The sequence below is a fragment of the Caulobacter hibisci genome (assembly GCF_016135805.1).
Classification (GTDB): Bacteria; Pseudomonadota; Alphaproteobacteria; order Caulobacterales; family Caulobacteraceae; genus Caulobacter; species Caulobacter hibisci.
Genome location: NZ_JADWOX010000023.1, coordinates 56,518 through 81,044, shown reverse-complemented (window position 1 = coordinate 81,044; position 24,527 = coordinate 56,518). Strand labels below are relative to the sequence as shown.

Sequence of the window (24,527 nt, the reverse complement as noted above, 5' to 3'; positions counted from 1 at the left end):
GCACATGACGATGATCGCCGCCCGCGCGCTCGCCCTGCTGACCGCCTCCGCCCTGGTCCTCAGCGCCTGCGGCGGCAAGGACGACAAGAAGGCCGCCCCCGCCAGCACGGCCCGCGCCGTCAGCGTCGGCCAGATCGAGACCCGCGCCCTCGGCGGCGGCATCGAGGCCTCGGGCCTGCTGGTCGCCCGTGACGAGGCCGTGGTCGGCTCCGAGCTTTCGGGCTACCGCGTCGCCCGCATCTATGCCGACGAAGGCGACTGGGTGCGCGCCGGCCAGCCCCTGGTCCAGCTCGACACCACGCTGCTGGGCGCCCAGATCGGCCAGCAGGCCGCCGTCGCCGCCCAGGCCCAGGCCGAAGCCGCCCGCGTCTCGGGCCTCGACGGCCAGGGCGTGCTCAGCCAGGAGCAGATCGAAAGCCGCCGCTACAACGCCAAGGCCCAGGCCGCGGCGCTGGCCGAACTCCAGACCCGCCAGGGCCGCCTGACCATCGTCGCCCCCGTCGGCGGCCGGGTCATCGAACGCGGCGTCAAGCCGGGAGAGATCGCCGGCAGCGGCACGACGGCCTGGTTCCGCATCGTCCGCGACGGCCTGGTGGAGCTGGAAGCCGACGTCAACGAAAGCGACCTGGCGGGCCTGTCGGTCGGCCAGCCGGCCACGGTCACCCTGCCCGGTGGCCAGCAGGTCTCGGGCGCGATCCGCCTGGTTAGCCCGCGCGTCAACGCCGACACCCGTCTCGGCAAGGTCCGCATCCGCCTGCCGGTGCGCGAGGACCTGCGGGCCGGCGGCTTCGGCAAGGTGACCTTCGGCGCCGGCGGCGCGGCGGTCACGGCCGTGCCGGAAACGGCGATCCGCTACGACGCCGAAGGCCTGTCGGTGGTCACCGTCGACGCCCAGAACCGTGCCCACCAGGCGCCGGTCCGCACCGGCCGCCGCGGCGGCGGCTGGGTCGAGCTGGTCCAGGGTCCCGCCGCGGGCACCCGCGTCATCATCGGCTCGGCCGCCTTCGCCGGCGACGGCGACCTGGTGAAACCCCAGCCGGTCAAGGCCGCCAACTGATGGCCGACCTTCGCATCTCAGCCTGGTCGATCCGCAACCCGATCCCGGTCGCGGTCGTCTTCATCGCCCTGATCATCGCCGGCGTCGGCGCCTACCTGTCGCTGCCGGTCAAGCAGTTCCCGAACGTCACCTTCCCGGCCGTCACCATCTCGGTCACCCAGAGCGGCGCCGCCCCCGGCGAGCTGGAGACCCAGGTCACCCGCCCGATCGAGGACGCGGTCTCGGGCATCTCCAACGTCAAGACGATCCGCTCGTCGGTGACCCAGGGCGCCTCGACCACCACCATCGAGTTCGAACTCGGCGAAGACCTGCAGAAGGTCACCGACGAGGTTCGCTCCAAGGTCGACCAGGCCCGCGCCAGCCTGCCCAAGGAGATCGACGAGCCGATCGTCCAGCGCCTCGAGATCGACAGCGCCCCGATCATCACCTTCGCCGTCTCGGCCCCGGCCATGAGCACGGCCGAGCTGTCGTGGTTCGTCGACGACACCATCACCCGCGCCTTGCAAGGCGAAAAGGGCGTGGCCCAGGTGGCCCGGGTCGGCGGCGCCGAGCGCGAGATCAACGTCATCCTCGACCCGGCCCGCATGGCCGCCTTCGGGGTCACCGCCCCGCAGCTGAACCAGGCCCTGGCCAATTTCAGCCTCGACGCCCCCGGCGGCCGGGCCACGGTCGGCGGCCGCGAACAGACCCTGCGGGTGCTCGGCGCGGCCAACACCCTCGAGCAGCTGAAAGAGATCACCATCCCGGTCGGCTCGCGCTACGTGAAGCTGACCGACGTGGCCGAGGTCGGCCAGGGCGCCGGCGAGGAGCGCGGCTTCGCCCGTCTCGACGGCAAGCCGGTGGTCGCCTTCCAGGTGATGAAGACCCGCGAGTCCAGCGACGTCCAGGTCGAGGACCGCGTTAAGGCCGCCGTGGCCGCCCTGGGCGAAAAGCACGCCGGCGTCACCTTCACCAAGATCTATTCTACGGTCGACGAGACCCGCGCCAGCTTCGAGGCCACCAAGCACACCCTGCTGGAAGGCATGCTGCTGGCCTCGCTGGTGGTGTTCCTGTTCCTGCGCGAGTGGCGCGCCACCCTGATCACCGCCATCGCCATGCCGGTGTCGCTGATCCCGACCTTCGCCTTCATGGGCATGGTCGGCTTCTCGCTGAACGTTGTCACCCTGCTGGCCCTGACCCTGGTCATCGGCATCCTCGTCGATGACGCCATCGTCGAGATCGAGAACATCGAGAAACGCGTCGCCAAGGGCCAGCGGCCCTATGCGGCCGCGATGGAGGGCGCCGACGCCATCGGCCTGGCGGTCGTGGCCACCACCTTCACCATCGTCGCGGTGTTCGTGCCGGTGTCCTACATGCCCGGCATCCCCGGCCAGTTCTTCAAGGAATTCGGCCTGACGGTCGCCGTCTCGGTGCTGTTCTCGCTGGTCGTGGCCCGCCTGTTGACCCCGCTGCTGGCCGCCTACTTCCTGAAGCCCGTCCTGCGCCCGCATGAGCGCAAGCCGTTCGAGGGCCTCTATCGCAAGAGCCTGGACTGGGCGCTGGACCACCGGATCATCGCCTTCATCCTGGGCGGCCTGCTGACCCTCGGCTCGATCGCCGGGGCCATCTTCCTGGCCTCGATCGGCGTGCTGGCCGTTGGCTTCCAGCCGGCCGGCAACGCCAACTACTACTACATCAAGCTGCAGGGCCCGCCCGGCGCGACGGTGGCCGACATGGACCGCACGGTCCAGGCCGCGACCCGCACCTTCAAGGCCCGCCCCGAGACCGAGCACGTCTTCGTCCAGGTCGGCTCCAACATCGCCAGCGGCTTCAGCGGCCAGAGCGGCGCCGACGTCCGCGACGGCACCGTCACCGTCGTCCTCAAGGGCGATCGCAAGCTGACCGTCACGGAGATCAAGCAGGAGATCCGCGCCAGCCTGCGCGACATCCCCGACGCCCGCGTCAACCTGCAGGGCGACTGGGGCTCGGCCGACATCCAGAACATCATCACCTCGGACGACGGGGCGGCCCTCGACAAGGCCGCCAGCCAGATCGAGCGCGAGATGCGCGGCCTGAAGACGGTCGCCGACCCGCGGCCGTCCTCGCCGCCCAGCGGTCCGGAGATCGTCATCCGCCCCCGCGCCGACGAGGCCGCGCGCCTCGGCGTTTCGGTGGCCGACATCGCCTCGATCGCCCGCGTGGCCACCGTCGGCGACATCGACGCCAACGTCGCCAAGATGACCCAGGGCGAGCGCCGCATCCCGATCCGCATCCGCCTGCCCGGCGGCGCGCGCTCGGACCTGGCGGCCATCGGCGCCTTGCAGGTGCCCACCGCCAGCGGCGGCATCACCCGCCTCGACAGCGTCGCCGACATCAGCTTCCAGGCCGGCCCGGCCAAGATCGACCGCTTCGGCCGCAAGCGGCAGCTGACCATCGAGGCCGACCTCAACGGCGGCGCCCAGCTCGGCCAGGCCCTGGCCGAGATCAACAGCCTGCCGACCATGAAGAACATGCCGGCCGGCGTCGCCCCCGCTTCGGCCGGCGACCAGGAGGCCTTCACCGAGCTGTTCACCGGCTTCGCGGTGGCCATCCTCGCCGCCGTTGGCCTGGTGTTCGGCGTGCTGGTGCTGCTGTTCCGCAGCTTCTTCAAGCCGATCACCATCATCTCGGCCCTGCCGCTGGCCATCAGCGGCGCCCTGGTGGCCCTGGTGGTCTGTGGCCAGCCGCTGTCGATGCCGTCGCTGATCGGCTTCCTGATGCTGATGGGCCTGGCGGCCAAGAACTCGATCCTGCTGGTCGAGTACGCCATCGAGCAGGAGCGGGCCGGCATGAGCCAGCGCGAGGCCCTGATCGACGCCTGCCACGAACGGGCCCGCCCGATCGTCATGACCACCCTGGCCATGATGGCCGGCATGCTGCCCACCGCGCTCGGCCTCGGCCAAGGCTCGGAGTTCCGCCAGCCCATGGCCGTGGCCGTGATCGGCGGCCTGATCACCTCGACCATCCTGTCGCTGGTGCTGGTGCCGGTGGTCTACGAGGTCATCGACGACTTCGAACAGTGGATCAGCCCGAAACTGGCCCGCTGGACCACGCCGCGTGAAGCGGCGACGACGGGGGACAGCCTCTAACCCCTCTCCCCTTGCGGGAGAGGGTGGCCCCCGCGAAGGCGGGGGTCGGGTGAGGGGTCGCACCAACAGAAACGCCGCGAAAGCCGATCAGCTTTCGCGGCGTTTTGCGTCTGAGAAACCCCTCATCCGACGGCTTCGCCGCCACCTTCTCCCGCAAGGGGAGAAGGGTTTGGTGGGACCACCGTCTCCGGTCCCACCGCCCCGCCGCAGGCCGAGCAGCGCACCACCGCCTCCAGCCGCTGGCCGCACGACACGTGGGTCAGCACCTCGGGCGGGCCTTCCGGACGCGCCAGCCAGCGGTCGCCCCAGGCCATCAGCGCCACGATCAGCGGGAACAGCTCGCGCCCGTCGGCGGTCAGGCGGTACTCCCAGCGCTCGGGCCGTTCCTGGTAGCGGATCTTCTCCAGCACCCCCAGCGCCACCAGCCGCCCCAGGCGGTCCGACAGGATGTTGCTGGCCACGTTCAGCTCGGCCTGCAAATCGCCAAACCGCCGCCGGCCCAGGAAAGCCGCCGCCGCCACATAGGACGTCCAGCGGTCGCCAAGCACGGCGATGGCCCGCTCCACGGCCGGATCGCCGCCGCGCTCGGCCGCGATCGAGCGGCGCTGGCCGCGCGGCGGCGGGGCCGGATCGAAGCCCGCGCCCGGGCCTTCGGCGATCGTAACCTCACGCACGCCCACCACCTCGCCGCAGGCCTTGCAGGCCATCTCGGGAACCAGGGGGCAGCCGCAGGTCGCGTGCAGCGGCCGGTGCGAGGAGACGCCCACCCGCTTCTGGTCCCAGCGCAGCACCATCAGCACCGCGTCGAACAGGCCCCAGCCCATCGCCGTCAGGTGATAGTCGTGGCGCGGCGGCCGCGCCTGATAGAGCCGGCGCTCCAGGATGCCGGCCGCCTCCAGCCGCGCCAGCCGGTCGGTCAGCAGCGAGCGGGCCATGCCGGTCTGGGCCACGAAGCCGTCGAACCGGCTCACCCCGGTGAAGGCCGCGTACAGCGCCATCAGCGTCCAGCGGTCGCCGATCAGGTTCAGCGCCCGCGCCGCCGAGCTGGCGCGGACGGTCCGGGGGCTGTGGCTTTCGGGCGACATCGTTCTGTCGTGATGGCGTTCGGACCCGGCTGTCAATTGCTTCGCCGCCAAGTCGCTTTTATAACGAGACTAACAAGAGCGGGGACGGGAAACTCGCCTGCCGGAGCGGAGACGAGCCATGGTGTACATCCTGGGGGGATGGCAAAGTGACTTCTCCGCGAACTGGTCGCGCCAGGATTGGGGCCTGGCCGACGCTTTCAGCGAGGCGGTGGCGCAGGGACTTGCCGCCACCGACCTCGCTCCTTCCGACATCGACACCGGCCACGTCGGCAATTTCGCCGGCGAGCTGTTCGCGGGCCAGGGCCTGCTGGGCGGTTTCTTCGGCCTGGTCCATCCCGAGTTCGACGGCCTGCCGACCATGCGCCACGAGGCCGCCTGCGCCTCGGGCAGCGTCGCCGTCCTGGCCGCCGCCGCCGAAATCGAGGCCGGGCGCTATGGCCTGTCCTGCGTGGTCGGGATCGAGCAGATGCGCAACGTCCCCGGCCAGACCGCCGCCGAGCATCTGGGCGCGGCCGCCTGGGCCGGCCATGAACACCAGGACGCCCGCTTCCTGTGGCCCGCCGCCTTCTCCGACCTGGCCGAGGCCTACGACCGGCGCTTTGGCCTGCGCTACGAGCACCTGATGGCGATCTCGGAAAACAACTTCGCCAACGCCCGCCGCAATCCCAACGCCCAGACCCGCGACTGGCGCTTCCCGCCCGAAGCCTTCACCGCCGACGACGTCGCCAATCCAGTGGTCGAGGGCCGCACCCGCAAGCAGGACTGCGGCCAGGTCATCGACGGAACCGCGGTGATCTTCCTGGCCTCGCCCGAACGCGCCAAGGCCTATGCCGACGCCCGCGGAATCCCGCTGGAGAGCCTGCCCCGCATCAAGGGCTGGGGCCATCGCTCGGCCCCGATCCCGCTCGACCGCAAGCTGGCCAAGAGCGTCGAAGGCGGCCATGTCTTCCCGCAGGTGCGCCGCGCCGTCGACGACGCCCGCGCCCGGGCTGGCGTCTCCCTGGCCGACATCGACGCCGTCGAGACCCACGACTGCTTCGCCGTCACCGAATACATGGCCATCGACCACCTGGGCCTCACCGCCCCGGGCGAGGCCTGGAAGGCGATCGAGGCCGGCGACATCGCGCTGGGCGGCAAGCTGCCGATCAATCCGTCTGGCGGGCTGATCGGCGCCGGCCACCCCGTCGGCGCGACCGGCGTGCGCATGGTGCTCGACGCCTTCAAGCAGACGACGGGCGCGGCGGGCGACTATCAGGTCGACGGCGCCCGCACCGTCCAGACCCTCAATATCGGCGGCTCGACCACCACCACGGTCAGCCTGGTGATCGGAACCTGAGATGCCGCAGATCCTGCTGATCGACGCCGTTGTCTCGGCCCTGGCCTTCCTCGTCCTCTGGGGCGTCTCGCTGAAGATCCGCGACGTCAGCTTCATCGACGCCTGGTGGGGCGTCGGCATGGCCCTGATCGCCTGGACCGCCTTCCTGCAAGGCCCGCCCACGCCGCGCGGCATGCTGCTGACCGGGCTGTGCACCGTCTGGGCCGCGCGCCTGGGCGGCTACCTGTTCTGGCGCTGGCGCAAGCACGGGGCCGACCGTCGCTATGTCGCCATGCTCGGCCACGCCCAGACCGCGCGCGGCTGGAGCTTCGCCAAGGCCTCGCTGCTGCTGGTCTTCGCCCTGCAATACCTCATGCAGTACGTCGTCGCCCTGCCCGTCCAGCTGGGCCAGGTCGCCGGCCCGCTCGGCCCGCTGGCCGCCCTCGGCGCGGCCCTGGCCGCGTTCGGCATCGCTTTCGAGACCATCGGCGACGCCCAGCTCGTCCGCTTCAAGGCCGACCCCGCCAACGCCGGCAAGGTGATGGACAGGGGCCTGTGGCGCTACACCCGACACCCCAACTATTTCGGCGACGCCTGCGTCTGGTGGGGCCTGTTCCTGGTCGCCGCCGAGGCCCTGCCCTGGGGCCTGGCCTCCATCGCCGGCCCGATCCTGCTGACCATCACCCTGACCCGCTGGAGCGGCGTCCCCACCACCGAAGGGCACCTCTCCAAGACCCGTCCGGACTACGCGGCCTATGTGGCGCGGACCCCGGGGTTCGTGCCGTGGTTTCCACGCAAGGACGCCCTTCGCCCATAGGGAGAAGGAGGGGCCCTCGCCCCCAAAACTCCCGTCATTCCCGCCCTTGTGGCGGGAAACCCTGGTTCCGCTTTCACGTGAGGGGCAAGCGGATCGCCAGCGATCCGCCCCTTCTGCCCATGCGGCTGACAGAGGGGTTCCCGCCACAAGGGCGGGAATGACGGGAAGTTTGGGAGCGCGACTAGCCGCGAAGCTCACCCCGCCCCGCCCACACCGCGTGCGTCCCGCTGCTGATCTTGTGCGGCAGCGCCACCCGGCACACCGCCTCCATCGTCCGCGCATCGACGATCAGGCACTCAGACGTCCCCGCGGTCTCGTCGATGATGAAACTGACCAGCCAGCCGTCGTCTTCGTCGACCGCCCCCGGCCGCGCCGCGAACGGGGCCTCGCTGGCGTAGCGGCCCTCCGGCAGCTTCAGGCTCCAGCTCTCGCCGGTGACCAGGTCGTGCTTGACGAAGCCGTCGAACAGGAACCAGCCGGGCTTGGCCGTCGTCGAATAGGCGTAGCGGTAGGGCTTGCCGGCATAGGCCTGGTTGAACATGCCAAACTCCAGCACCCGCTCGTCCAGCCGCTGCTCCACCGTCTCGCCGGTCGCCAGGTTGAACCGCCAGCGATGGAGCTTCGGCCGAAAGCTGTGCTCGTCCAGATAGGCCATCAGGTGGGCGTATTGTTCGGGCGCGTCGGCCAGGGGCCTGGGCGTCGGGTTCTCCTGGAAATAGCCGTCGACCACCACCTCGTCCCCGTCCTCATAGGCGTTGAGGAAGTGCAGCACATAGGTCGGCGCGGCCTCGAACCAGTGCGGCTCGCCGCCCCCGCGCGGCACGAGGGCGAAGCGCGACGGCACGCCCTTGTGCAGTCGCACCGCGTGGATGCCCCGCTCCAGCAGCCCCGCGTCCCAGAACACCGGCAGGTCGTTGAAGATCGCCCAGTTGGCGCTGAACGCCATGTCGTGCGGCAGGCGCGGTCCGGGCAGCGGCACCGGCTGGTACAGCGTTCGCCGCCCGCTCCGGTCGACCACGCCATAGTGCAGATAGGGCGCGTGCTTGGAATAGTTGAAGAACAACAGCTCCCCGGTCGCCGGATCGACCTTGGCGTGGGCCGACACCCCGTCGATCGGCGCCCAGGCCGCCGGCCCCAGCGTCTCCAGGGTCAGGGGGTCCAGCCGATAGGCCTCGCCGCACTGGTAGAAGGTGGCGATCGCCTCGCCGGCATGGACGACGATGTCGGTGCTGGCGCTGTCCTTCAGCCCGCCATGGGCGCCGAAGCCAGGCCGCAGCGACACGCCCGGCCCGTCGGCCAGCCCGCCCCACAGGCTCTGGCCCGCCTCCTGCTCGGCCTCGAAGCCGCGCGTGCGGATGAACCGGTTGCGATATCGCGCCCGGCCGCCCTGGAAGTCGATCTGGTGCACAATGCCGTCGCCGTCGAACGGGTGGTAGCGGCCCAGCGGCTCATGCACCGGATTCTCGGTGTTGCGCAGATAGACCCCGTCCAGGTCGGGCGGGATCGCGCCCTCCAGCACCACCAGGTCCTCGGCGTCGACCTCCTCGTGCTGTGGCGTCCAGGCGCCGGTCATGTACGGATGGTCGGTATGTCCGAGCGAGGTTCGGACCGATGGTTGGCGCGCGACTTTCATGCCGTCCTCCCCAGGCTGGCGCCGGGAAGGTTAGGCCCATGGTCTTGTTATGCAAGTCTCTTCGAGACAGCGTCGTGCGCTGCAGTGCAAACAAAAGAAAGGCCCGCGTGCCGGAGCGCGCGGGCCATTTCCTCGGACGCCTGAAAAGGGCGCTTACGCGGCCGAAATCAGAGGACGGCGCGGTTCTTGATGGCCGAAACGGCCAGAGCGATGAGGCTCAGCATGGGAGATCCAGTCTTTTCGTCGCCAGGGCCGAATTGCCCCGACGCCGGGGATATAGACTGACAACGTTGTCATTTCAAGGTCACGCGCTGCGGCGCAACATCGCACATGGGTCCCTCTCCCAGAGGGAGAGGGAGGGGCCCAGGCGATAGCCTGGGAGGGTGAGGGGTTACGCCGTTGGCCGTCGTGCCGGCACGCCGTCTCCGGTCCCTAACCCCTCATCCGGCGCTTCTCGCCACCTTCTCCCTCTGGGAGAAGGAAACAAGAGAGGCGGACGGGGATTGGCGCCCGTTTATCCCCGGCGAACTCGAAAAAGAGTCCAGCGCGATCAAAGCCCTACAACTTTCTCACGTCCCTGGATCAGACGCGTCCAAACCGCCCGCATAATCACAGCTGTCCCGTCGCAGGGAGAGGGCGCAAGGATCCGGCCCGAAGCGTGCGACGGCGATGCGATCGAGCGGGGCCGCCGGAGCTGCGTGAGCAGGGCCGAACGGCTTAAATGAGGGTGGGGGACGTAAACCCATCCATCGGGGGCTTGCCTGATTGGGCTCCCGCCCGTCCGAGGGTCCGCGCCGCATGCACGCCTGGCCGCCAAGAAACGGGGCGCATTGCATGGGGAAGGGGCACAGGGCGGAAGAGGCCCGCGCGCCCCGGCCTGAGGTCCAACGATCGCGCGGGGCGTCAGAGCTTCGTCGAAACGGTACTTAAAACTCACACATCCGGGCGTCGCCCGGACGCCCCGCGCCCTCTCCAATCAACTCAGCGGTTCACCGCGTGAGCGCGAAAGCGCGTGTTCAGCGACAAGGAACCTCCCCCCCGTGGGGGAGGCGGCCGAAGGCCGGTGGGGGGACGTTTTCAGCTTCCGAGGCGTCGGCAAATTCCGCACCAACTCCCCCCTCCGATCGCTGCGCGATCGCCTCCCCCACAGGGGGAGGTTCCTCATGAGCGGAGCATCCGCCCCTACCCCGCCCGCGCCTCCGCCCCCAGGAACCTAACCTTGGCCCCCTTCTCCACCGCCGCCCCCAACTGCTCGGCGTCCCAGTTGGTCAGGCGCACGCAGCCGTGCGAGGCGCGCTTGTTGACCAGCTTGGGATCGGGCGTGCCGTGGATGCCGTAGGTGTCCTTGGTCAGGTCGATCCAGGTCGAGCCGACCGGATTGTTCGGCCCGGCCTTGATGGTCAGCTTGCCCTTGGGCTTGCCGAAGGTCAGGCGCGAGGGATCGTAGGTGTAGGTCGGGCGCGGGGCCACGGTGTTGACGGCCAGCTCGCCGCTCGGGGCCGGACGCTCGGTGCTGCCCACCGTGGCCGGATAGACGGCCAGCAGGTTGTCCTGGGCGTCGAAGGCCCGCACCTGGCCGATGCCCTTGTCGATGTCGATCCGCGTCACCTTGGCCGGCAGCTCGCGCGGACCCAGGGCCGCCACGGCGATGCGGGTTCCGGCCTTGCCGAAGTCGGCGCCCGGATTGAGCGCCGAAAGCAGCGCCTCGTCCATGTGGAAGCGTTCGGCCAGGGCCTCGAGCGGGGTCGTGTACGAAAGCGCCGGCAGCTTGGCCATCGCCTCGTAGTCGTCCTTGGGGATGAGCTTGGAATAGGGACCGGCCGCGTCCGCCTCGGTGATCACGTAGTCGCTCAGCACCGGCCCGCCGTCGGCCTCGATCAGCGCCTTCCACAGATCGGGCGTCACCTCGCCGTCGACGGTCAGCCCCCGGGCCTGCTGGAAGGCCTCGATGGCCAGCTTCAGGTTCGTGCCGGTCACCCCGTCGATCGACCCCGGCGAGAACCGGGCGCGGTCGAGCAGCACCTGCACCCGCGCCAGGGCCGGTGAGATCGCCGTCGGGTCGGCCGGCGGCGCTGTCTGGGGTCCGGCGGTCTCCACCGCCTGGGCCAGGGGCGAGCGGTCGGCCTGGACCGGCGCGGCCTTGGGCGCGGCGGCCGGAGCGGTCGCCGCCGACGGCGCCTTGGCCTTCTGCTCACCGGGCGAGCAAGCGACCGTCGCCAGGGCGCAGCCGGCCATCAGGGCCGCGAGACGAAGGGTCGAAGGCATCGCATACTCCACGCACGAGGAACGTCTTGCAGGTCTCAAGCCTTGAGCCATGGCGAAGTTCCGGAGGCGATGCGCTTGGCTCCTCGATGGCGGAAGGGAACGAAGGAGCGGCGTCGCGGACGCTGGTTCGGCGCGTTCCTGCTCGTCCTGCTGCTGGTCGCCTGCCTCGCCGGCGCGGCCTGGCTGTTCCTGATTCCGGACGCGCCTCCGGCCGAGAGCCCGACCGGAGACGACCCCGACGAGGCGGTCGCCGCCGCCCCGCAATACGTGCCCTCCAACGATCCGCCGGCCGCGCCGCTGGCCACGCTGCCGCTGGACGAGACCTGCGAGGCCGTCGCCCCGCCCGGCGCCGCCGAGGCCAATGCGGAAAGCCTCAACACCCGCACCTGGGCCCCGTTCGGCCGCCAGGAGGTGGGCTGGACCATCTACGCCCCGCGCATCGGCGCCGAGCTGGCCACCGCCTGCGGCCCCGGCACCACCCGCTTCGCCGCCGCCCTGGCCGGCTGGCAGGCCGCCCATCGCCTGACGCCCACGGGGATTCTCGACGACGCCACGTTCGACGCCATGCGGGTGCGCTGGACCCTGGCCCGCCCCTTCGCGGCCATCAACGCCCGCGGCGAATGCCCCAACGCCCCCGCCCCGTCGGGCCTGAACACGGCGCGGCCGGACGAGGTCTATGGCGGCAAGCCGGCGCAACTGCGTCCGGGCGCGCTCGACGCCTATCGCCGGATGGTCGAGGCGGCCCGCAAGGATGGCGTGGTCTCTTCCCGCGACCCGCGCGTCCTGACCATCTTCTCCAGCTTCCGCGACCCGGCCGCCGACGCCGCCCGCTGCGCCCGCGACAACAACTGCCAGGGCGTCACCCGCACCATCTGCTCGGCCCATCGCACCGGCCTGGCCGTCGACCTGTTCATCGCCGCCGCCCCCGGCTACGGCCCCGACTCAAGCGCCGACGACAACCGCCGCTTCATGGCCCGGTCGGATGTCTATCGCTGGCTGGTGGTCAACGCCGGCCGCTTCGGTTTCGTCAACTACGTGTTTGAGCCCTGGCACTGGGAATGGACCGGCGAGCCGCCCCTGCCCGGCGTGCCGATCTCCAGCCTGCCTCACGAAGGATCACAACCGCTCGATCAGAAGCCGCCCACGCCTCAACCCAGCCCGAAAGGCTTACTAACTAAGAAGAATGAAGTTCGCTGACGCTCATTTCCCCGGCCGGCGCGACGTCCTGGCCGGTCTCTTCGCCCTCTCATCGGGGCCGGCGCTGGCCGCGCCACGCGTGGCCGCGCCGCCGCGTCCGCCGATCGTCACCGTGCTGGGCGACTCCATCACCTCGGGCCTGGGCGTCCGCTCGGGCGAGGCCATGCCCGCCCGCCTGCGAGCGGCTCTGGCCAGTCGCGGCGTGACGGTCCAGGTCCGCCCCGCCGGCCGCAACGGCGACACCAGCGCCGGAGGTCTCGCCCGCCTCGAAGGCGCCCTGGGAACCGACACCGCCGTCTGCGTCGTGGCCCTGGGCGGCAACGACCTGCTGCAAGGCCTGCGGCCCGAAGCGACCCGCGCCAACCTGCGCGCCATCCTCACCCGGCTGCGCGAGCGGCGCATCCCCGCCGTCCTGGCCGGGATCAACGCCCCGGCCCTGCTCGGCGCCGACTACGCCCGCCGCTTCAACGCCGTCTACACCGACCTGGCCCGCGACTTCTCCGTCCCCCTGTTGCCCAACCTCCTGGCCGGCATCGGCGGCTCCCGCCGCTACATGCAGAGCGACGGCATCCATCCGAACGCCGAGGGCGCGCGGGTGATCGCGGCGAACCTCGCGCCGGTCGTGGCCCAGGCCTTGGCGCGGGGGACGCAGGTGGCGATCAAATGATCCCTCTCCCCTTGCGGGAGAGGGTGGCCTGCGAAGCAGGTCGGGTGAGGGGTCGAAAGTCCTGCCCGTCGCAACCAGCCGATCGACCGGGCGCGGCGTCCGAAGTTTGAGAGACCCCTCATCCGTCGGCTATCGCCGACACCTTCTCCCGCAAGGGGAGAAGGGACCTAAAGAAAGAACTCCACCGCCACCAGCACGACCCCGGCGATCCAGGCCGTCTCCACGACCATCAGCGCCACCGGCCGCCAGCCCGCCGTCATCACATCCTTGAACGAGGTCTTCATGCCCAGGCCCGCGATCGCCGTGACCAGGCACCAGCGGCTGACCTCGGCCGCGCCATCGACCGCGATCTTGGGCAGCCATCCAAGACTGTTGACCACCACCAGGACCGCGAAGGCCACCAGGAACAGCGGCAGCTGCGGCTTGGCTCCGGCCCCGCCGCCCGGCAGCAGCCGCGCCGCCAGGAAGGCGATCGTGAACACCACCGGCAGCAGCATGGAGACGCGAAGGAGCTTCACATAGGTCGCCACGTCGCCGGTGTGGGGCGAGATCATGTAACCGGCCCCGACCACCTGGGCGACGTCGTGGATCGTGCCGCCCAGGAACACCCCGGCCTTGGTCTGGTCCAGATGCAGGGCCGCCGTCAGCAGTGGATAGGTGATCATGGCGATGGTCGACAGGGTGGTGACCACCACCACGGTCAGGATAGTGTCGCGCTCGCCGTCCTTGTCGCGCGGCAGGACCGACGCGATCGCCAGGGCCGCCGAGGCCCCGCAGATGCCAACCGCGCCGCCCGACAGCACGCCGAAGCCCTGCCGCAGACCCATCCGCTTGGACAGGAACGCCCCCAGCAGGATCGTCGAGACCACCGCCACGATGACCGTGACGATCGGCGTCAGGCCCAGGCTCAGGATCTGCCCGGCCGTGATCCGCGCGCCCAGCAGGGCCACGCCGAACCGCAGTATGGCCTTGGACGAGAACTCGATGCCTGGGATGCAGCGGCCTTCCTGGTGCAGAAAGTGGAAGGTCATGCCCAGCAGCAGCGAGAACAGCATCACCGGCGCGCCGTAGTGCTGCGACAGCCAGGTCGAGGCGAGAGCGATGGTCCCGGCCACCAGCACGCCGGGATAGAGCTTGATCAGCGCCGCCTGGCCGGGGAACCGCGCCTTGGCCTGGACCGGCGCGGGCTCGGGGCGCGACAGGCCCTCCATCCCCTCCAGGGATTGGAACAGCGCCCGCGCGGCGGCCGCGTCGGTGTCGAGATCGGACTGCATCGCCAGGCCCTTTGACGAGTCGCCCTGCCGACGACGCCTTTCGTCTGGGCCTTGCTCAGCGAGATGACAAGAGAAGGGCGTCCGGGGAGCGAAAACCACGCCCTTCGACAAGCTCAGGGTGAGGTTTTCGAATGATCTGCGACGCCAGTTTGGTCCTCATCCTGAGCTTGTCGAAGGACGAGGACCACGCACCGCCACCAACGCCGAGATATACGCCTCCATCAGCCGCACCAGCTCGTCCTCCAGCGCCTGCGGATCCAGCGCCAGACCCGGCTCGGCGGCCGCCGCGCGCAGCAGGCCGACGGCGGCGTGGGTCAGGACGAAGGCCGACTCCGGGGTCAGGTCGATCTGCAGCCGCGCCTTGCCGGCGATCGAGGCGAGGAAGGCCTGGTGGTGCTGCTCCAGCACCGCATCGCCGCGATGGAACATGGCCCCCAGCAGGGCCTGGCGCGTGGCCGGCGAGCCCTCGAAGCCGTTCATCAGCGCCCGCACGATCGGCCGCACGCTGCCCAGGTCCGGCCGGTCGATCAGGGTCTGGGCGATCGCGTCGCGCACCACGCCGGTCCGCCGCTGGGCCAGGGCGGCCAGGATGTCCTGCTTGTCGGCGAAGTACTGATAGACCGTGCCGACGCTGACCCCCGCCCGCTCGGCGACGTGATTGGTGGTCAGGCGCTCGGGCCCGCCGCTCTCCAGAAGCTGAAAGGCCGCGTCGAGAATGGCGTCCACCGTGGCCTGGGCCCGTCCCTGGCTCGGCGCTCTGCGTTGTTTTTCAGCCACTTGCCGATCCTCTCCACGCGCTCGCCCCGCCTGAACCCAAGGCGAGTAGGAACATGAGCAATGCTTACATACGCTTGAGGCCAAGAACAGGTTCGCCCTCGCCGGCGGACCGGAAGGAGCCCCGATGATCCGTCCCATCGAAGACGTCCGCGCCCGCGTCGCCTCGCAGAAGACCCGCCTGCCGGGCTTCTACGGCCAGATCGATTTCGACCGCACGCCCGAGCGCTTCACCGAGGACCCGGCCTTCGCCGTGGCCCGCGACCGCAACCCGCTGGGCGTTTCCGTCACCCAGGACGATCTCGACCGCGTGCGGGCCTACACCATGCTGGGCGACATCGTCGCCGACGCCTATGCCGCCCTGATCCCGCAGTACGGCTTTCGCCGACTGATCGACATGCTGACCACCGCCTGCGACCAGGGGATCGAGGCCGTGCCGGGCGCGCCGTCGGAACTGGCCGCCTTCGTCGCCGAGATGGCCGCCACGTCCGACTGGATCGACATGGAGCTGGTCCGCGAGGGCCAACGCCTGGAGCGCACCGCCGCGGCCTTCCTGGCGCCCTTCGCCATCCGCGGGGCGTTCGTGGCCACCTTCCTCAACAAGTATTCGGCCCTGCCCATGGCCCTGACCGGCACGCTCGGCGCAGAGACCGCCGCCAAGCGGGTCAACGAAACGGCCGCCTTCTTCGCCACCACCATCCTGCCCGGCGCGCTGGAGCCGCACGGCGAGGGCTTCAAGGCCGCCGCCATGGTGCGGCTGATGCACTCGATGGTGCGCTTCAACGCCCTGCGCTCGGGCCGCTGGGACAGCGCCGTCTACGGCGTGCCGATCCCGCAGGTCGACCAGATGCCGGCCGGGCTGATCCCGGTGTTCCTGATGTCCTTCCAGATGCTGCGCAAGGGCCGCCGCCACTTCACGGCCTCCGAGCGGGCCAAGGTCGAGCTCAGCCGCTATCGCTGCTTCCTGCTGGGCCTGCCGCAGGACCTGCTGGCCGACACCCCCGAGGGCGTGGTGCGGATGATGACCGCCCGCGACAGCACCCTGCGCCGCGGCTTCGACGACGAGACCTGCGGCGCTCTGATCCGCGCCACCCTAGGCGCCTACCTGCCGCCGGACGAAAGCGCGGCCAGCCGCCTTCACGACCGCATCGAGCGCCGCTTCGCCAAGGCCTTCTTCCTGCGCCACTTCCTGCGCGGCGATCGGGCGCGCGCGGCGAGCATGGGGATCGAGGTGGGACCGGCCGACGAGGTGGTGTTCGTGATCGTCGCCCTGCTGGTCACCCTGCAGATGAAGGCCTTCGAGCTGGCCGACCACGTGCCCGTGCTGAAGGATGTCGCCGACGCGGCGCTCGTCCGGCGAATGCGGGCCCTGCTCAAGCGCTACGGCCACGCCGAGTTCACGACCGATGCGGCGAACTACCGGCCGACCAACGCGCGGGCGGCGGCGGCCTGATCCGAAGGGGCCGAGGATTATTCGCTCTAGATATCAGAAGTCATCGCCCGGCTTGTCCGGGCGACCCAAGCGGCCTGCCAGGATGTGGCTAGTTCGGCTTGGGTCGCCCGCATGAAGCGGGCGATGACTTTGAAAGAAACAAGGTCGCAGGTGACGACGGCGCCGTCCCCGAAGGACCTCAATCCGCGTCGTCAAAGTCCTCTTCTCCCGCCGTCTCGTCGTCGCCGGTCAGCGCCGTGTCCAAGCTATCGATGATCTCGTCCATCTGCTCGGAGGTGATCGAGACGTAGAGCGCCTCGCCGCCGACGGCCGAGACCAGCAGGCGGTAGCCGTCTTCGGTTTCCTGCAGGGAGAAGGTTTCCAGGGGCTGCAGCTTGGCCATCGAGGCGTCTTTCGTCAGGGAGGTCCGAAGCCCGCCGATGTAGTCGCCCGCCCGCCTCGTTTCAACGGACGTCTTTCAGTGTCCCTCGCCGCAGCAGGGCGATGTGGCAGGCGATCAGCACCTCGCGCTCGACCCAGGGGAAATCGGCGCGGGCGATCAGCAGCGAGACCAGACCGTGCAGCCCCGCCCACAGGGTCTGGGTCATGCGCTGGACGTCGTCGTCATGGGTCAGGCCCGCGTCGCGCATCTCGGCCACGATCTCGGCGAAGCGCTGGAAGGCGCCGATGCCCGCCATCATCGGTCGGTCGCCGACGCTCTCCTTGTCCAGCCCCTTCTCGACCATGAAGGCCACGCGATAGGCGTCGGGCTTCTCCAGCCCGAAATCGACATAGACCCGCAGCGCCCGCTCGAAGCATTCGGCCGTGGGCATGAAGCTGGCCCGCGCCTCCTCCATCCGCTCCACCAGGGTGGCGAAGGCCCGCACGCACAGCTCGGCGGTAATGTCGTCCTTGGTGGCGAAATAGGCGTAGAGGGCCGGCTGCGAGATGCCGGAGGCCTCGGCGATCTGGCGGGTGGAGACCGCGTGCAGGCCCTTTTCGCTGAACAGCGCCAGGGCCGCGTCGAGAATCTCCTCGCGGCGCTCTGCGCCCTGTCCCTTGGGTTTACGGGGGGAACGGATCTTCGGCGCGGTCATCGTCCCTCCTTTCCGCAGCGGGGCCGGCTTGACAACCCACAATAATCGATCAGTGATTACTTATCACCGATCGATGATGAGGGCGAGGGCATGGACGGGGCGCGTGCTGGATATGGAGGCGTGGTCCTGGTCACCGCGCTGGCCACGGCGTCGGCTCTGGCCTTGGCGGCCTGCGGCGGCAAGGCGGAGGCGCCTCAAGCCGCCCCGCCGCCCGCCGTCGAGGCCGTCAGCATTGGCGCGCCCGGTGCGGCCTCGGACCTGACCGCCTCCGGAACCCTTGAGCGCCGCCGCGAGATGGCCCTGTCGTTCCGCATCCCCGGCGTGCTGACACGGATGAGCGTCGAGGCCGGCGACCGCATCGCGGCCGGCCAGATCCTGGCGGCCATCGATCCGGCCGGGGTCGACGCCCGCCAGACCCAGGTCGTCGCCGATCTCGAGCGCGCCCGCCGGGAGGCCGAGCGGGCCCGCAAGCTCTATGCCGCCGGCTATGTCGCCAAGGCCCGGCTGGACGACGCCGAAAGCGCGCTGAAGGCGGCCCAGGCCGCCAACGCCGGCGCGGCCTTCGACCGGCGCTGGGCCAGCCTGTCCTCGCCCGTCTCCGGCGTGGTCCTGGCCCGTGCGGCCCAGGCCGGCGAGGTCGTGGCCGCCGGCCAGACGGTGCTGACCGTCGCCGATCTATCGAGCCCGCTCGTCCTGCGCCTGCCCCTGCCCGCCCGCGACGCCGCGCGGGTGAAGGTTGGCTCCAGCGCCGCCATCACCGCCGACGCCCTGCCCGGCCAGACCCTGACCGGCGTCGTCACCCGCCTGGGTCAGGCCGCCGACGCCCGCACCGGCGCGGTGACGGTCGAGATCGAGGTCCAGGCCCGCCCCGAACTGAAGAGCGGCCAGATCGCCTCGGCCCGCCTCAGCGCCCCGGCCGCCGACGCCTCGGCCCGCGCCGCCTTCGCCCGCATCCCGGCCGAGGCCCTGCTGGAAGCCTCCGGCGACAAGGCAGCGGTGCTGCGGCTCGACGGAACCACGGCCCGGCGCACGCCGGTGCGGTTCGGCGGTTTCGACGGCGACGACGCCCTGGTCGCCGGCCTGCCGCCGGGCAGCCGGGTGATCACCGCCGGCGCCGGCTTCGTCTCGGACGGCGAGAAGGTCAGCGTCGTCGATCCGCGCGCCCTGGCCAGATCGCCCAGCGAGGGGCCGACCCGCAAGGTCGCCGCCCCATGAGCTTCAACCTCGCCGCCTTCGCCGTCCGGCGCTGGCAGTTCACCATCGTCGTCTTCGGCCTGCTGGTGATGCTGGGCGTCAACGCCCTGATGACCGTACCCCGGTCCGAAGACCCGCACTTCCCGATCCCGATCGTGCTGATCCGCGCGGTGCTGCCCGGCGCCGAGCCGGCCGAGATGGAGCAACTGGTCGCCGACCCGATCGAGACGGCGGTCTATGGTCTGGACAGCATCGACAAGGTCGAGAGCACCAGCCTGGACGGCGCGGCCGTGGTGCGGGTGTTCTTCACCTGGGACGTCGATCCCGAGCGCAAGTTCGACCAGGTGGTGCGCGAGGTGAACGCCATCCGCGGCAGCCTGCCGTCGGGCCTGCAACGGCTGGACATCGAGCGCGTGCGCACCACCGAGGTGGCCATCGTCCAGGTCGCCCTGACCAGCGACAGCCTGCCGATGCGTCGCCTGGAGAAGGTCGCCGATCGCCTGTCCGAACGGCTCGACCGGGTGTCCGGCGTACGCCAGACCCGCTACTACGGCGCCCCGGCCTCGGAGGTGCGGGTGTCGCTGGACCTGGCGCGGCTGGCGGCCCTGAAGCTGCCGGCCTCCGCCGTCGCCGACGCTCTCAAGTCGGCCGGCGTCGAGGCCCCTATCGGCGCGGTCCAGGCCGGCGCCCGGCGCTTCAACGTCAAGTCCGGCGGGGCCTTCCGCTCGCTGGACACGGTCAAGAACACCCCCGTCCGCTCGGCCGGCGGCCAGGTGGTGCGGGTGCGCGACGTCGCCGACGTCGCCTGGGCACAGGAGGAGCCAACCCACCTGGCCCGCTTCGACGGCAAGCGCGCCGTCTTCGTCGCCGTCACCCAGAAGGATGGCCAGGACGTCGGCCGCATCACCAAGTCGGTCGAGAAGGTGCTGGACGACTACGAGAAGGTGCTGCCGGCCGGGGTCAAGCTGGAGCGCGGCTTCGTCCAAGCGCACAATGTCGACCACCGCCTGCAGAACCTGTTCCGCGATTTCGCCATCGCCCTGGTGCTGGTGCTGATCACCCTGCTGCCGCTGGGGCCGCGCGCGGGGCTGGTGGTGATGGTGTCGATCCCGCTGTCCCTGCTGATCGGCCTGTCGCTGATCCAGGCCTTCGGCTTCACCCTGAACCAGCTGACCATCGCCGGCTTCGTGCTGGCGCTGGGCCTGCTGGTCGACGACAGCATCGTCATTACCGAGAACATCGCCCGCCGCATCCGCGAAGGCGAGGAGCGCACCGCTGCGGCGATCAACGGCTCGGGCCAGATCGCCCTGGCGGTGATCGGCTGCACGGCCACCCTGATGCTGGCCTTCCTGCCGCTGATGGCCCTGCCGGCCGGCTCGGGCGCCTATATCCGCTCGTTGCCTGTGACGGTGCTGTGCACGGTCGGCGCCTCCCTCTTCGTGTCGCTGACCATCATCCCGTTCCTGGCCAGCCGGGTGCTTGACAAGCATTCCGACCCAGAAGGCAACCGCCTGCTGCAGGCGGTCAACGGCGTGATCCACACCGTCTATCGCCCCGTGCTGCACCGGGCCCTGGCGCGACCGTGGTTGGCCCTGGCCGTCATGCTGGCCCTCTGCGCCACCGCCGTGCCGATGCTGAAGGCCGCCGGCTCCAGCCTGTTCCCCGCCGCCGAAACCCCTCAGTTCGTGGTGCGGGTGTTCACCCCCGACGGCTCGTCCCTGGCCCGTACCGACGCGGCCCTGCGCTATGTCGACCAGCGGCTAGCGCGCGAGCCCGAGATCGTCTGGCGCGCCGCCAACCTCGGCCGCGGCAATCCGCAGGTGTTCTACAACCAGTCCCAGCGCGAGAGCGCGGTGACCTATGGCGAGATGTTCGCCAGCCTCAAGGCTTGGGAGCCGGGCAAGAGCGAGGTTCTGCTCGACCGCCTGCGCGCCGACTTTTCCAAGTATCCAGGCGCGCGGATCAGCGTCGAGGTGTTCGAGAACGGCCCGCCGATCGAGGCCCCTGTCGCCGTCCGCGTCACCGGCCGCGACCTGGGCGTGCTGAAGGCCCTGGCGGCCAGGGCCGAGGCGATCCTCAAGAGCACGCCGGGCACGCGCGACGTCGGCAATCCCGTGCGCCTGGACCGCACCGACCTCGACCTCGGCATAGACGAGGCCAAGGCCGCGGCCCTGGGCGTGCCGGCCGGCGCGGCGAGGCGCGCGGCGCGCCTGGCGCTGTCGGGCGAGGAGACCGGCCGCTTCCGCGATCCCGACGGCGACGACTACGCGGTCAAGGTGCGCCTGCCGATGGAGGCCGTGGACGGCGCCGACCGCAACGCCCTGTCGGCCCTGTCGAGCGTCTACGTCCCCACCGCCGACGGCGAGGCCGCCCCGCTGTCGGCCATCGCCGCGCCAAGCCTGAAGTCCAGCCCCGCCCGCATCGACCGCTTCGACCGCGAGCGCACCGTGACGATCACCGCCTTCGTCCGCACCGGCTACCTGACCGACACCGTCACCAAGGACGTGCTGGCGCGCCTGCAGAAGGAACTGCCGACGCCGCCCGGTTACGCCCTGTCGCTAGGCGGACAGGCCGAGGCGCAGTCGGAAAGCTTCGCGGGGCTGGGCGCCGCGGTGATGGTGGCGGTGTTCGGGATCCTGGCTGTGCTGGTGCTGGAGTTCCGCAAGTTCAAGACCGCTCTCGTCGTGGCCGGCATCATCCCGTTCGGGATTTTCGGGGCGATCGCGGCCCTGTGGATGACCGGCAATTCCCTGTCGTTCACGGCCACCATTGGCCTGATCGCCCTGATCGGCATCGAGATCAAGAACTCGATCCTGCTGGTCGACTTCACCGAACAGCTGCGCCGCGAGGGGATGAACCTGCACGACGCCATCGAGAAGGCCGGCGAGGTGCGCTTCCTGCCCGTGCTGCTGACCTCGGCCACGGCGATCGGCGGGCTGCTACCCTTGGCCCTGGAGCGCTCGGGCCTCTACTCGCCCCTGGCCATCGCCATCATCGGCGGCCTGATCACCTCGACCGTGCTGTCGCGGGTGGCGACGCCGGTGATGTACTGGCTGACGGCGCGGGGGGAGGAGCACTGATCCTTCTCCCCTTGCGGGAGAAGGTGGCGGCCGAAGGCCGTCGGATGAGGGGTCGAAAAGCCCGTCCGCCAGCTTCTGAGAGACCCCTCACCCGAGCCGCTTCGCGGCCCACCCTCTCCCGCAGGGGGAGAGGGGTAATTTAGAGCTTGCTACCGGTGTCATGTTTCGTGCTAGCCCTTGCGGCAAGCTCGCCAGAAGCGCCGGAGGAAGACCAAGATGGATCGTCGCAGCCTGCTGCTGACCGCCGGAGCGGCCGCCGCCGCCAGCGCCCTTCCGGCCCATGCCAAGCCCTCCGGCTCCGCCCGCTCGCCGATCGTGACCACCGTCGCCGGCAAGGTGCGGGGCGCGACTACCGTCGACGGCGTCCACGTGTTCAAGGGTCTGCGCTACGGGGCCGACACCGGCGGCGCCAACCGCTTCTCCCCGCCCCGCAAGCCCCAGCCCTGGACCGGCGTCGCCGACGCCCTGGACTATGGCGCGGCCTCGATGCAGACCGGCAAGGGCGAGGACGGCGAGACCCTTTCGGAGGACTGTCTGTTCCTCAACGTCTGGACCCCGGCCAAGACCTCTAAGACCGGCCTCGCCGACGGCGGCAAGCGACCGGTGATGTTCTACATCCATGGCGGCGCCTATAACGGCGGCTCGGGGGGCAGCCCCTGGTACGAGGGGACGAAACTGGCCAGGCGCGGCGACGTCGTGGTGGTCACCGTCAACCACCGCCTCAACGCCTTCGGCTACCTCTATCTGGCCCGCCTGTTCGACGATCCCAGCGTCGCCGACAGCGGTAATGTCGGCCAGCTCGACCTGGTCCTCGCCCTGCGATGGGTGCGGGACAACATCGCGCAGTTCGGCGGCGATCCGGACCGGGTGATGCTGTTTGGCCAATCGGGCGGCGGGGCCAAGATCGCCACCCTGCTGGCCATGCCGGCCGCCAAGGGCCTGTTCCACCGCGCCGTGACCATGAGCGGCCAGCAGGTCACCGCCGGCGGGCCGTTCAACGCCACCAGGCGGGCCAAGCTGTTCCTGGACAAGCTGGGGATCAGCGACCTGGCGGCCCTGCGCGCCCTGCCCGCCGATCAGTTGCTGAACGGCTTGAAGGCGATCGATCCGGTGGCCGGCTCGGGCGGGGTCTATATGGGCCCGGTGCTGGACGAGCGGTCACTGACCCGCCACCCGTTCTTCCCCGACGCTTCGCCCCTCGGTCTCGACGTGCCGCTGATCTGCGGCAACACCCATGACGAGACGCGAGGCTTCGCCGGCTGGGACCGCAAGGTGTTCGACATGACCTGGGAACAGGTGGTCGAGAAGCTGCCCGGCCAGTTCAACGCCCGGATCGACATCGACCCGGCCACGGTCGTCGCCGCCTATCGCCAGATGTATCCGGCCTATTCCCCGTCGGACGTCTATTTCGCCGCCTCGACCGCCGGCCGCTCGTGGAAGGCGGCGATCCTGCAGGCAGAGGCCCGCGCCGCCACGCGTGCGCCGGCCTTCGTCTACCAGGTCAACTGGAAGTCGCCCAAGGACGGCGGCGTCTGGGGCGCGCCCCACACCATCGACATCGGCCTGGCCTTCGGCACGCTGGACGCCAAGGGCTCGATCGTCGGGACCGGCCCGCGCAGCGAAGCGATGTCCAACACGATGATGGACGCCTTCGTCGCATTCGCCCGCACCGGCGATCCCAACTGCGCGGCCATTCCGAAATGGGAGCCCTACACCCTGCCCCGCCGCCAGACCCTGGTGTTTGACGACGCTACCCGCATGCAGGATGACCCGCGCGGCGGCGAGCGGGAGCTGTTCAACAAGGTGCCGTTCACGCAGTTTGGGACTTAGGGCCCCTCTCCCCTTGCGGGAGAGGGTGGCCTCCCGGAGGGAGGTCGGGTGAGGGGTCTCTCAAACCCCAAAGCCGCGTGCGGCGGCGAGGCCGGGCGAGGTGTCTCATGTTTGAGAGACCCCTCATCCGTCGGCCTCGCCGACACCTTCTCCCGCAAGGGGAGAAGGATCAGGTCTAAGCTGCGACCTCACCCTCTTCTTCGTCTTCGTCCTCGTCGTCGAACTCGTCCTCGTCCGGGCCGAGCGACTCGTCGCGCAGCAGTTCGATCTGGTCGGCGACGTCGGCGATGATCTCGTCGTCGATCCCGGCGGTTTCGAGGGCGGCGGCCAGATGGCCGATGACGAGGTCGAGTTCGTCGTCTTCCAGGCTGTTGGCGCCCAGCCAGACCAAGGCCAGGTCCTGGTCGCCGCGGGCCTCGGCGGCGTCGATATCGAGGGCCGAGGCCACGAAGGCGCGGGCGCCCGGTGCGATCTCGTCGCCGAACAGGCCCTTGAGCCGCTCGTCGGCCTGGGCGCGGGCGAAGAAGTCAGAAGTCACCGATTGGGCGGCGGCCTCGCCGCCGATGCGTTCATAGGCCGTCATGCCGTCCTCGCGAGGCTGGAAACGGCAAGACGGTAACACCGGCCCGAACGGCCGTGCGTGAACCCTGGACGATCGTTTCGTGACAGCGGAGCCGCGACGCCGGAAACGAAAAACGCCCCG

18 protein-coding genes are annotated in these 24,527 nt (G+C 70.3%); 10 read left to right on the top strand and 8 right to left on the bottom strand.

Annotated elements, in window-relative coordinates; translation table 11 throughout:
• Positions 1 to 4 precede the first annotated feature (4 nt).
• The gene (locus I4Q42_RS23240) at positions 5 to 1,057 is read left to right on the top strand and encodes an efflux RND transporter periplasmic adaptor subunit (RefSeq protein ID WP_198578474.1); all 1,053 of its coding nucleotides are present in this window, start codon (positions 5 to 7) and stop codon (positions 1,055 to 1,057) included.
• On the top strand, positions 1,057 to 4,164 hold the full coding sequence (locus I4Q42_RS23235) for an efflux RND transporter permease subunit (RefSeq protein ID WP_198578473.1): 3,108 nt from the start codon (positions 1,057 to 1,059) through the stop codon (positions 4,162 to 4,164). The genes I4Q42_RS23240 and I4Q42_RS23235 overlap by 1 nt, the downstream gene beginning before the upstream one ends.
• A 122-nt stretch (positions 4,165 to 4,286) precedes the next feature.
• On the opposite strand, the gene I4Q42_RS23230 is transcribed toward I4Q42_RS23235, so the two are convergent.
• Positions 4,287 to 5,249, bottom strand: coding sequence for a winged helix-turn-helix transcriptional regulator (locus I4Q42_RS23230; RefSeq protein WP_198578472.1), 963 nt, complete (start codon positions 5,247 to 5,249; stop codon positions 4,287 to 4,289).
• 118 nt (positions 5,250 to 5,367) lie between these two features.
• Here I4Q42_RS23230 and I4Q42_RS23225 point away from each other — a divergent pair, with 118 nt between their 5' ends.
• Together I4Q42_RS23225 and I4Q42_RS23220 are read left to right on the top strand one after the other, a co-directional pair.
• The gene (locus I4Q42_RS23225) at positions 5,368 to 6,585 is read left to right on the top strand and encodes an acetyl-CoA acetyltransferase (RefSeq protein ID WP_198578471.1); all 1,218 of its coding nucleotides are present in this window, start codon (positions 5,368 to 5,370) and stop codon (positions 6,583 to 6,585) included.
• Between the two features lies 1 nt (position 6,586).
• Entirely contained in the window at positions 6,587 to 7,381 is a 795-nt protein-coding gene (locus I4Q42_RS23220) for a DUF1295 domain-containing protein (RefSeq protein WP_198578470.1), read from the top strand.
• A 181-nt stretch (positions 7,382 to 7,562) separates the two neighbouring features.
• Here I4Q42_RS23220 and I4Q42_RS23215 read toward each other — a convergent pair whose 3' ends face one another.
• Positions 7,563 to 9,014, bottom strand: a complete 1,452-nt coding sequence (locus tag I4Q42_RS23215; RefSeq protein ID WP_198578469.1) for a carotenoid oxygenase family protein — start codon at positions 9,012 to 9,014, stop codon at positions 7,563 to 7,565.
• A gap of 1,182 nt (positions 9,015 to 10,196) precedes the next feature.
• Positions 10,197 to 11,279, bottom strand: a complete 1,083-nt coding sequence (locus I4Q42_RS23210) for a L,D-transpeptidase family protein (RefSeq protein ID WP_198578468.1) — start codon at positions 11,277 to 11,279, stop codon at positions 10,197 to 10,199.
• Between the two features lie 75 nt (positions 11,280 to 11,354).
• Between I4Q42_RS23210 and I4Q42_RS23205 the strand changes: the two genes are divergently transcribed.
• Together I4Q42_RS23205 and I4Q42_RS23200 are read left to right on the top strand one after the other, a co-directional pair.
• A complete protein-coding gene (locus I4Q42_RS23205) occupies positions 11,355 to 12,476 on the top strand; it encodes a D-alanyl-D-alanine carboxypeptidase family protein (protein ID WP_232793374.1) in 1,122 nt (373 codons plus the stop codon).
• The gene (locus tag I4Q42_RS23200) at positions 12,463 to 13,143 is read left to right on the top strand and encodes an arylesterase (protein WP_198578466.1); all 681 of its coding nucleotides are present in this window, start codon (positions 12,463 to 12,465) and stop codon (positions 13,141 to 13,143) included. Before I4Q42_RS23205 ends, I4Q42_RS23200 begins: the two co-directional genes overlap by 14 nt.
• Positions 13,144 to 13,310: 167 nt before the next feature.
• On the opposite strand, the gene I4Q42_RS23195 is transcribed toward I4Q42_RS23200, so the two are convergent.
• Together I4Q42_RS23195 and I4Q42_RS23190 are read right to left on the bottom strand one after the other, a co-directional pair.
• Positions 13,311 to 14,417, bottom strand: a complete 1,107-nt coding sequence (locus I4Q42_RS23195) for a YeiH family protein (protein ID WP_198578465.1) — start codon at positions 14,415 to 14,417, stop codon at positions 13,311 to 13,313.
• Between the two features lie 156 nt (positions 14,418 to 14,573).
• The gene (locus tag I4Q42_RS23190) at positions 14,574 to 15,194 is read right to left on the bottom strand and encodes a TetR/AcrR family transcriptional regulator (protein WP_198578464.1); all 621 of its coding nucleotides are present in this window, start codon (positions 15,192 to 15,194) and stop codon (positions 14,574 to 14,576) included.
• Between the two features lie 124 nt (positions 15,195 to 15,318).
• On the opposite strand from I4Q42_RS23190, the gene I4Q42_RS23185 reads away from it, so the two are divergent.
• Entirely contained in the window at positions 15,319 to 16,644 is a 1,326-nt protein-coding gene (locus I4Q42_RS23185) for an oxygenase MpaB family protein (RefSeq protein ID WP_198578463.1), read from the top strand.
• A gap of 178 nt (positions 16,645 to 16,822) precedes the next feature.
• Here the strand turns inward: I4Q42_RS23185 and I4Q42_RS23180 are convergent, their stop codons facing one another.
• Together I4Q42_RS23180 and I4Q42_RS23175 are read right to left on the bottom strand one after the other, a co-directional pair.
• Positions 16,823 to 17,026: a hypothetical protein gene (locus I4Q42_RS23180; protein ID WP_198578462.1), complete on the bottom strand. Its 204-nt coding sequence runs from the start codon at positions 17,024 to 17,026 to the stop codon at positions 16,823 to 16,825.
• A gap of 61 nt (positions 17,027 to 17,087) precedes the next feature.
• Positions 17,088 to 17,720, bottom strand: coding sequence for a TetR/AcrR family transcriptional regulator (locus I4Q42_RS23175; RefSeq protein ID WP_198578461.1), 633 nt, complete (start codon positions 17,718 to 17,720; stop codon positions 17,088 to 17,090).
• A gap of 120 nt (positions 17,721 to 17,840) precedes the next feature.
• Between I4Q42_RS23175 and I4Q42_RS23170 the strand changes: the two genes are divergently transcribed.
• The 3 genes from I4Q42_RS23170 (at position 17,841) to I4Q42_RS23160 (ending at position 23,824) form a co-directional block, all read left to right on the top strand.
• Positions 17,841 to 18,935, top strand: a complete 1,095-nt coding sequence (locus I4Q42_RS23170) for an efflux RND transporter periplasmic adaptor subunit (RefSeq protein ID WP_332873139.1) — start codon at positions 17,841 to 17,843, stop codon at positions 18,933 to 18,935.
• Positions 18,932 to 21,994, top strand: coding sequence for an efflux RND transporter permease subunit (locus tag I4Q42_RS23165; protein ID WP_198578459.1), 3,063 nt, complete (start codon positions 18,932 to 18,934; stop codon positions 21,992 to 21,994). The genes I4Q42_RS23170 and I4Q42_RS23165 overlap by 4 nt, the downstream gene beginning before the upstream one ends.
• A 216-nt stretch (positions 21,995 to 22,210) precedes the next feature.
• Positions 22,211 to 23,824: a carboxylesterase/lipase family protein gene (locus I4Q42_RS23160; protein WP_198578458.1), complete on the top strand. Its 1,614-nt coding sequence runs from the start codon at positions 22,211 to 22,213 to the stop codon at positions 23,822 to 23,824.
• 175 nt (positions 23,825 to 23,999) lie between these two features.
• On the opposite strand, the gene I4Q42_RS23155 is transcribed toward I4Q42_RS23160, so the two are convergent.
• Positions 24,000 to 24,407 carry a globin family protein gene (locus I4Q42_RS23155; RefSeq protein WP_198578457.1) on the bottom strand — a complete coding sequence of 136 codons (408 nt, stop codon included), beginning with the start codon at positions 24,405 to 24,407 and terminating at the stop codon, positions 24,000 to 24,002.
• Positions 24,408 to 24,527 lie beyond the last annotated feature (120 nt).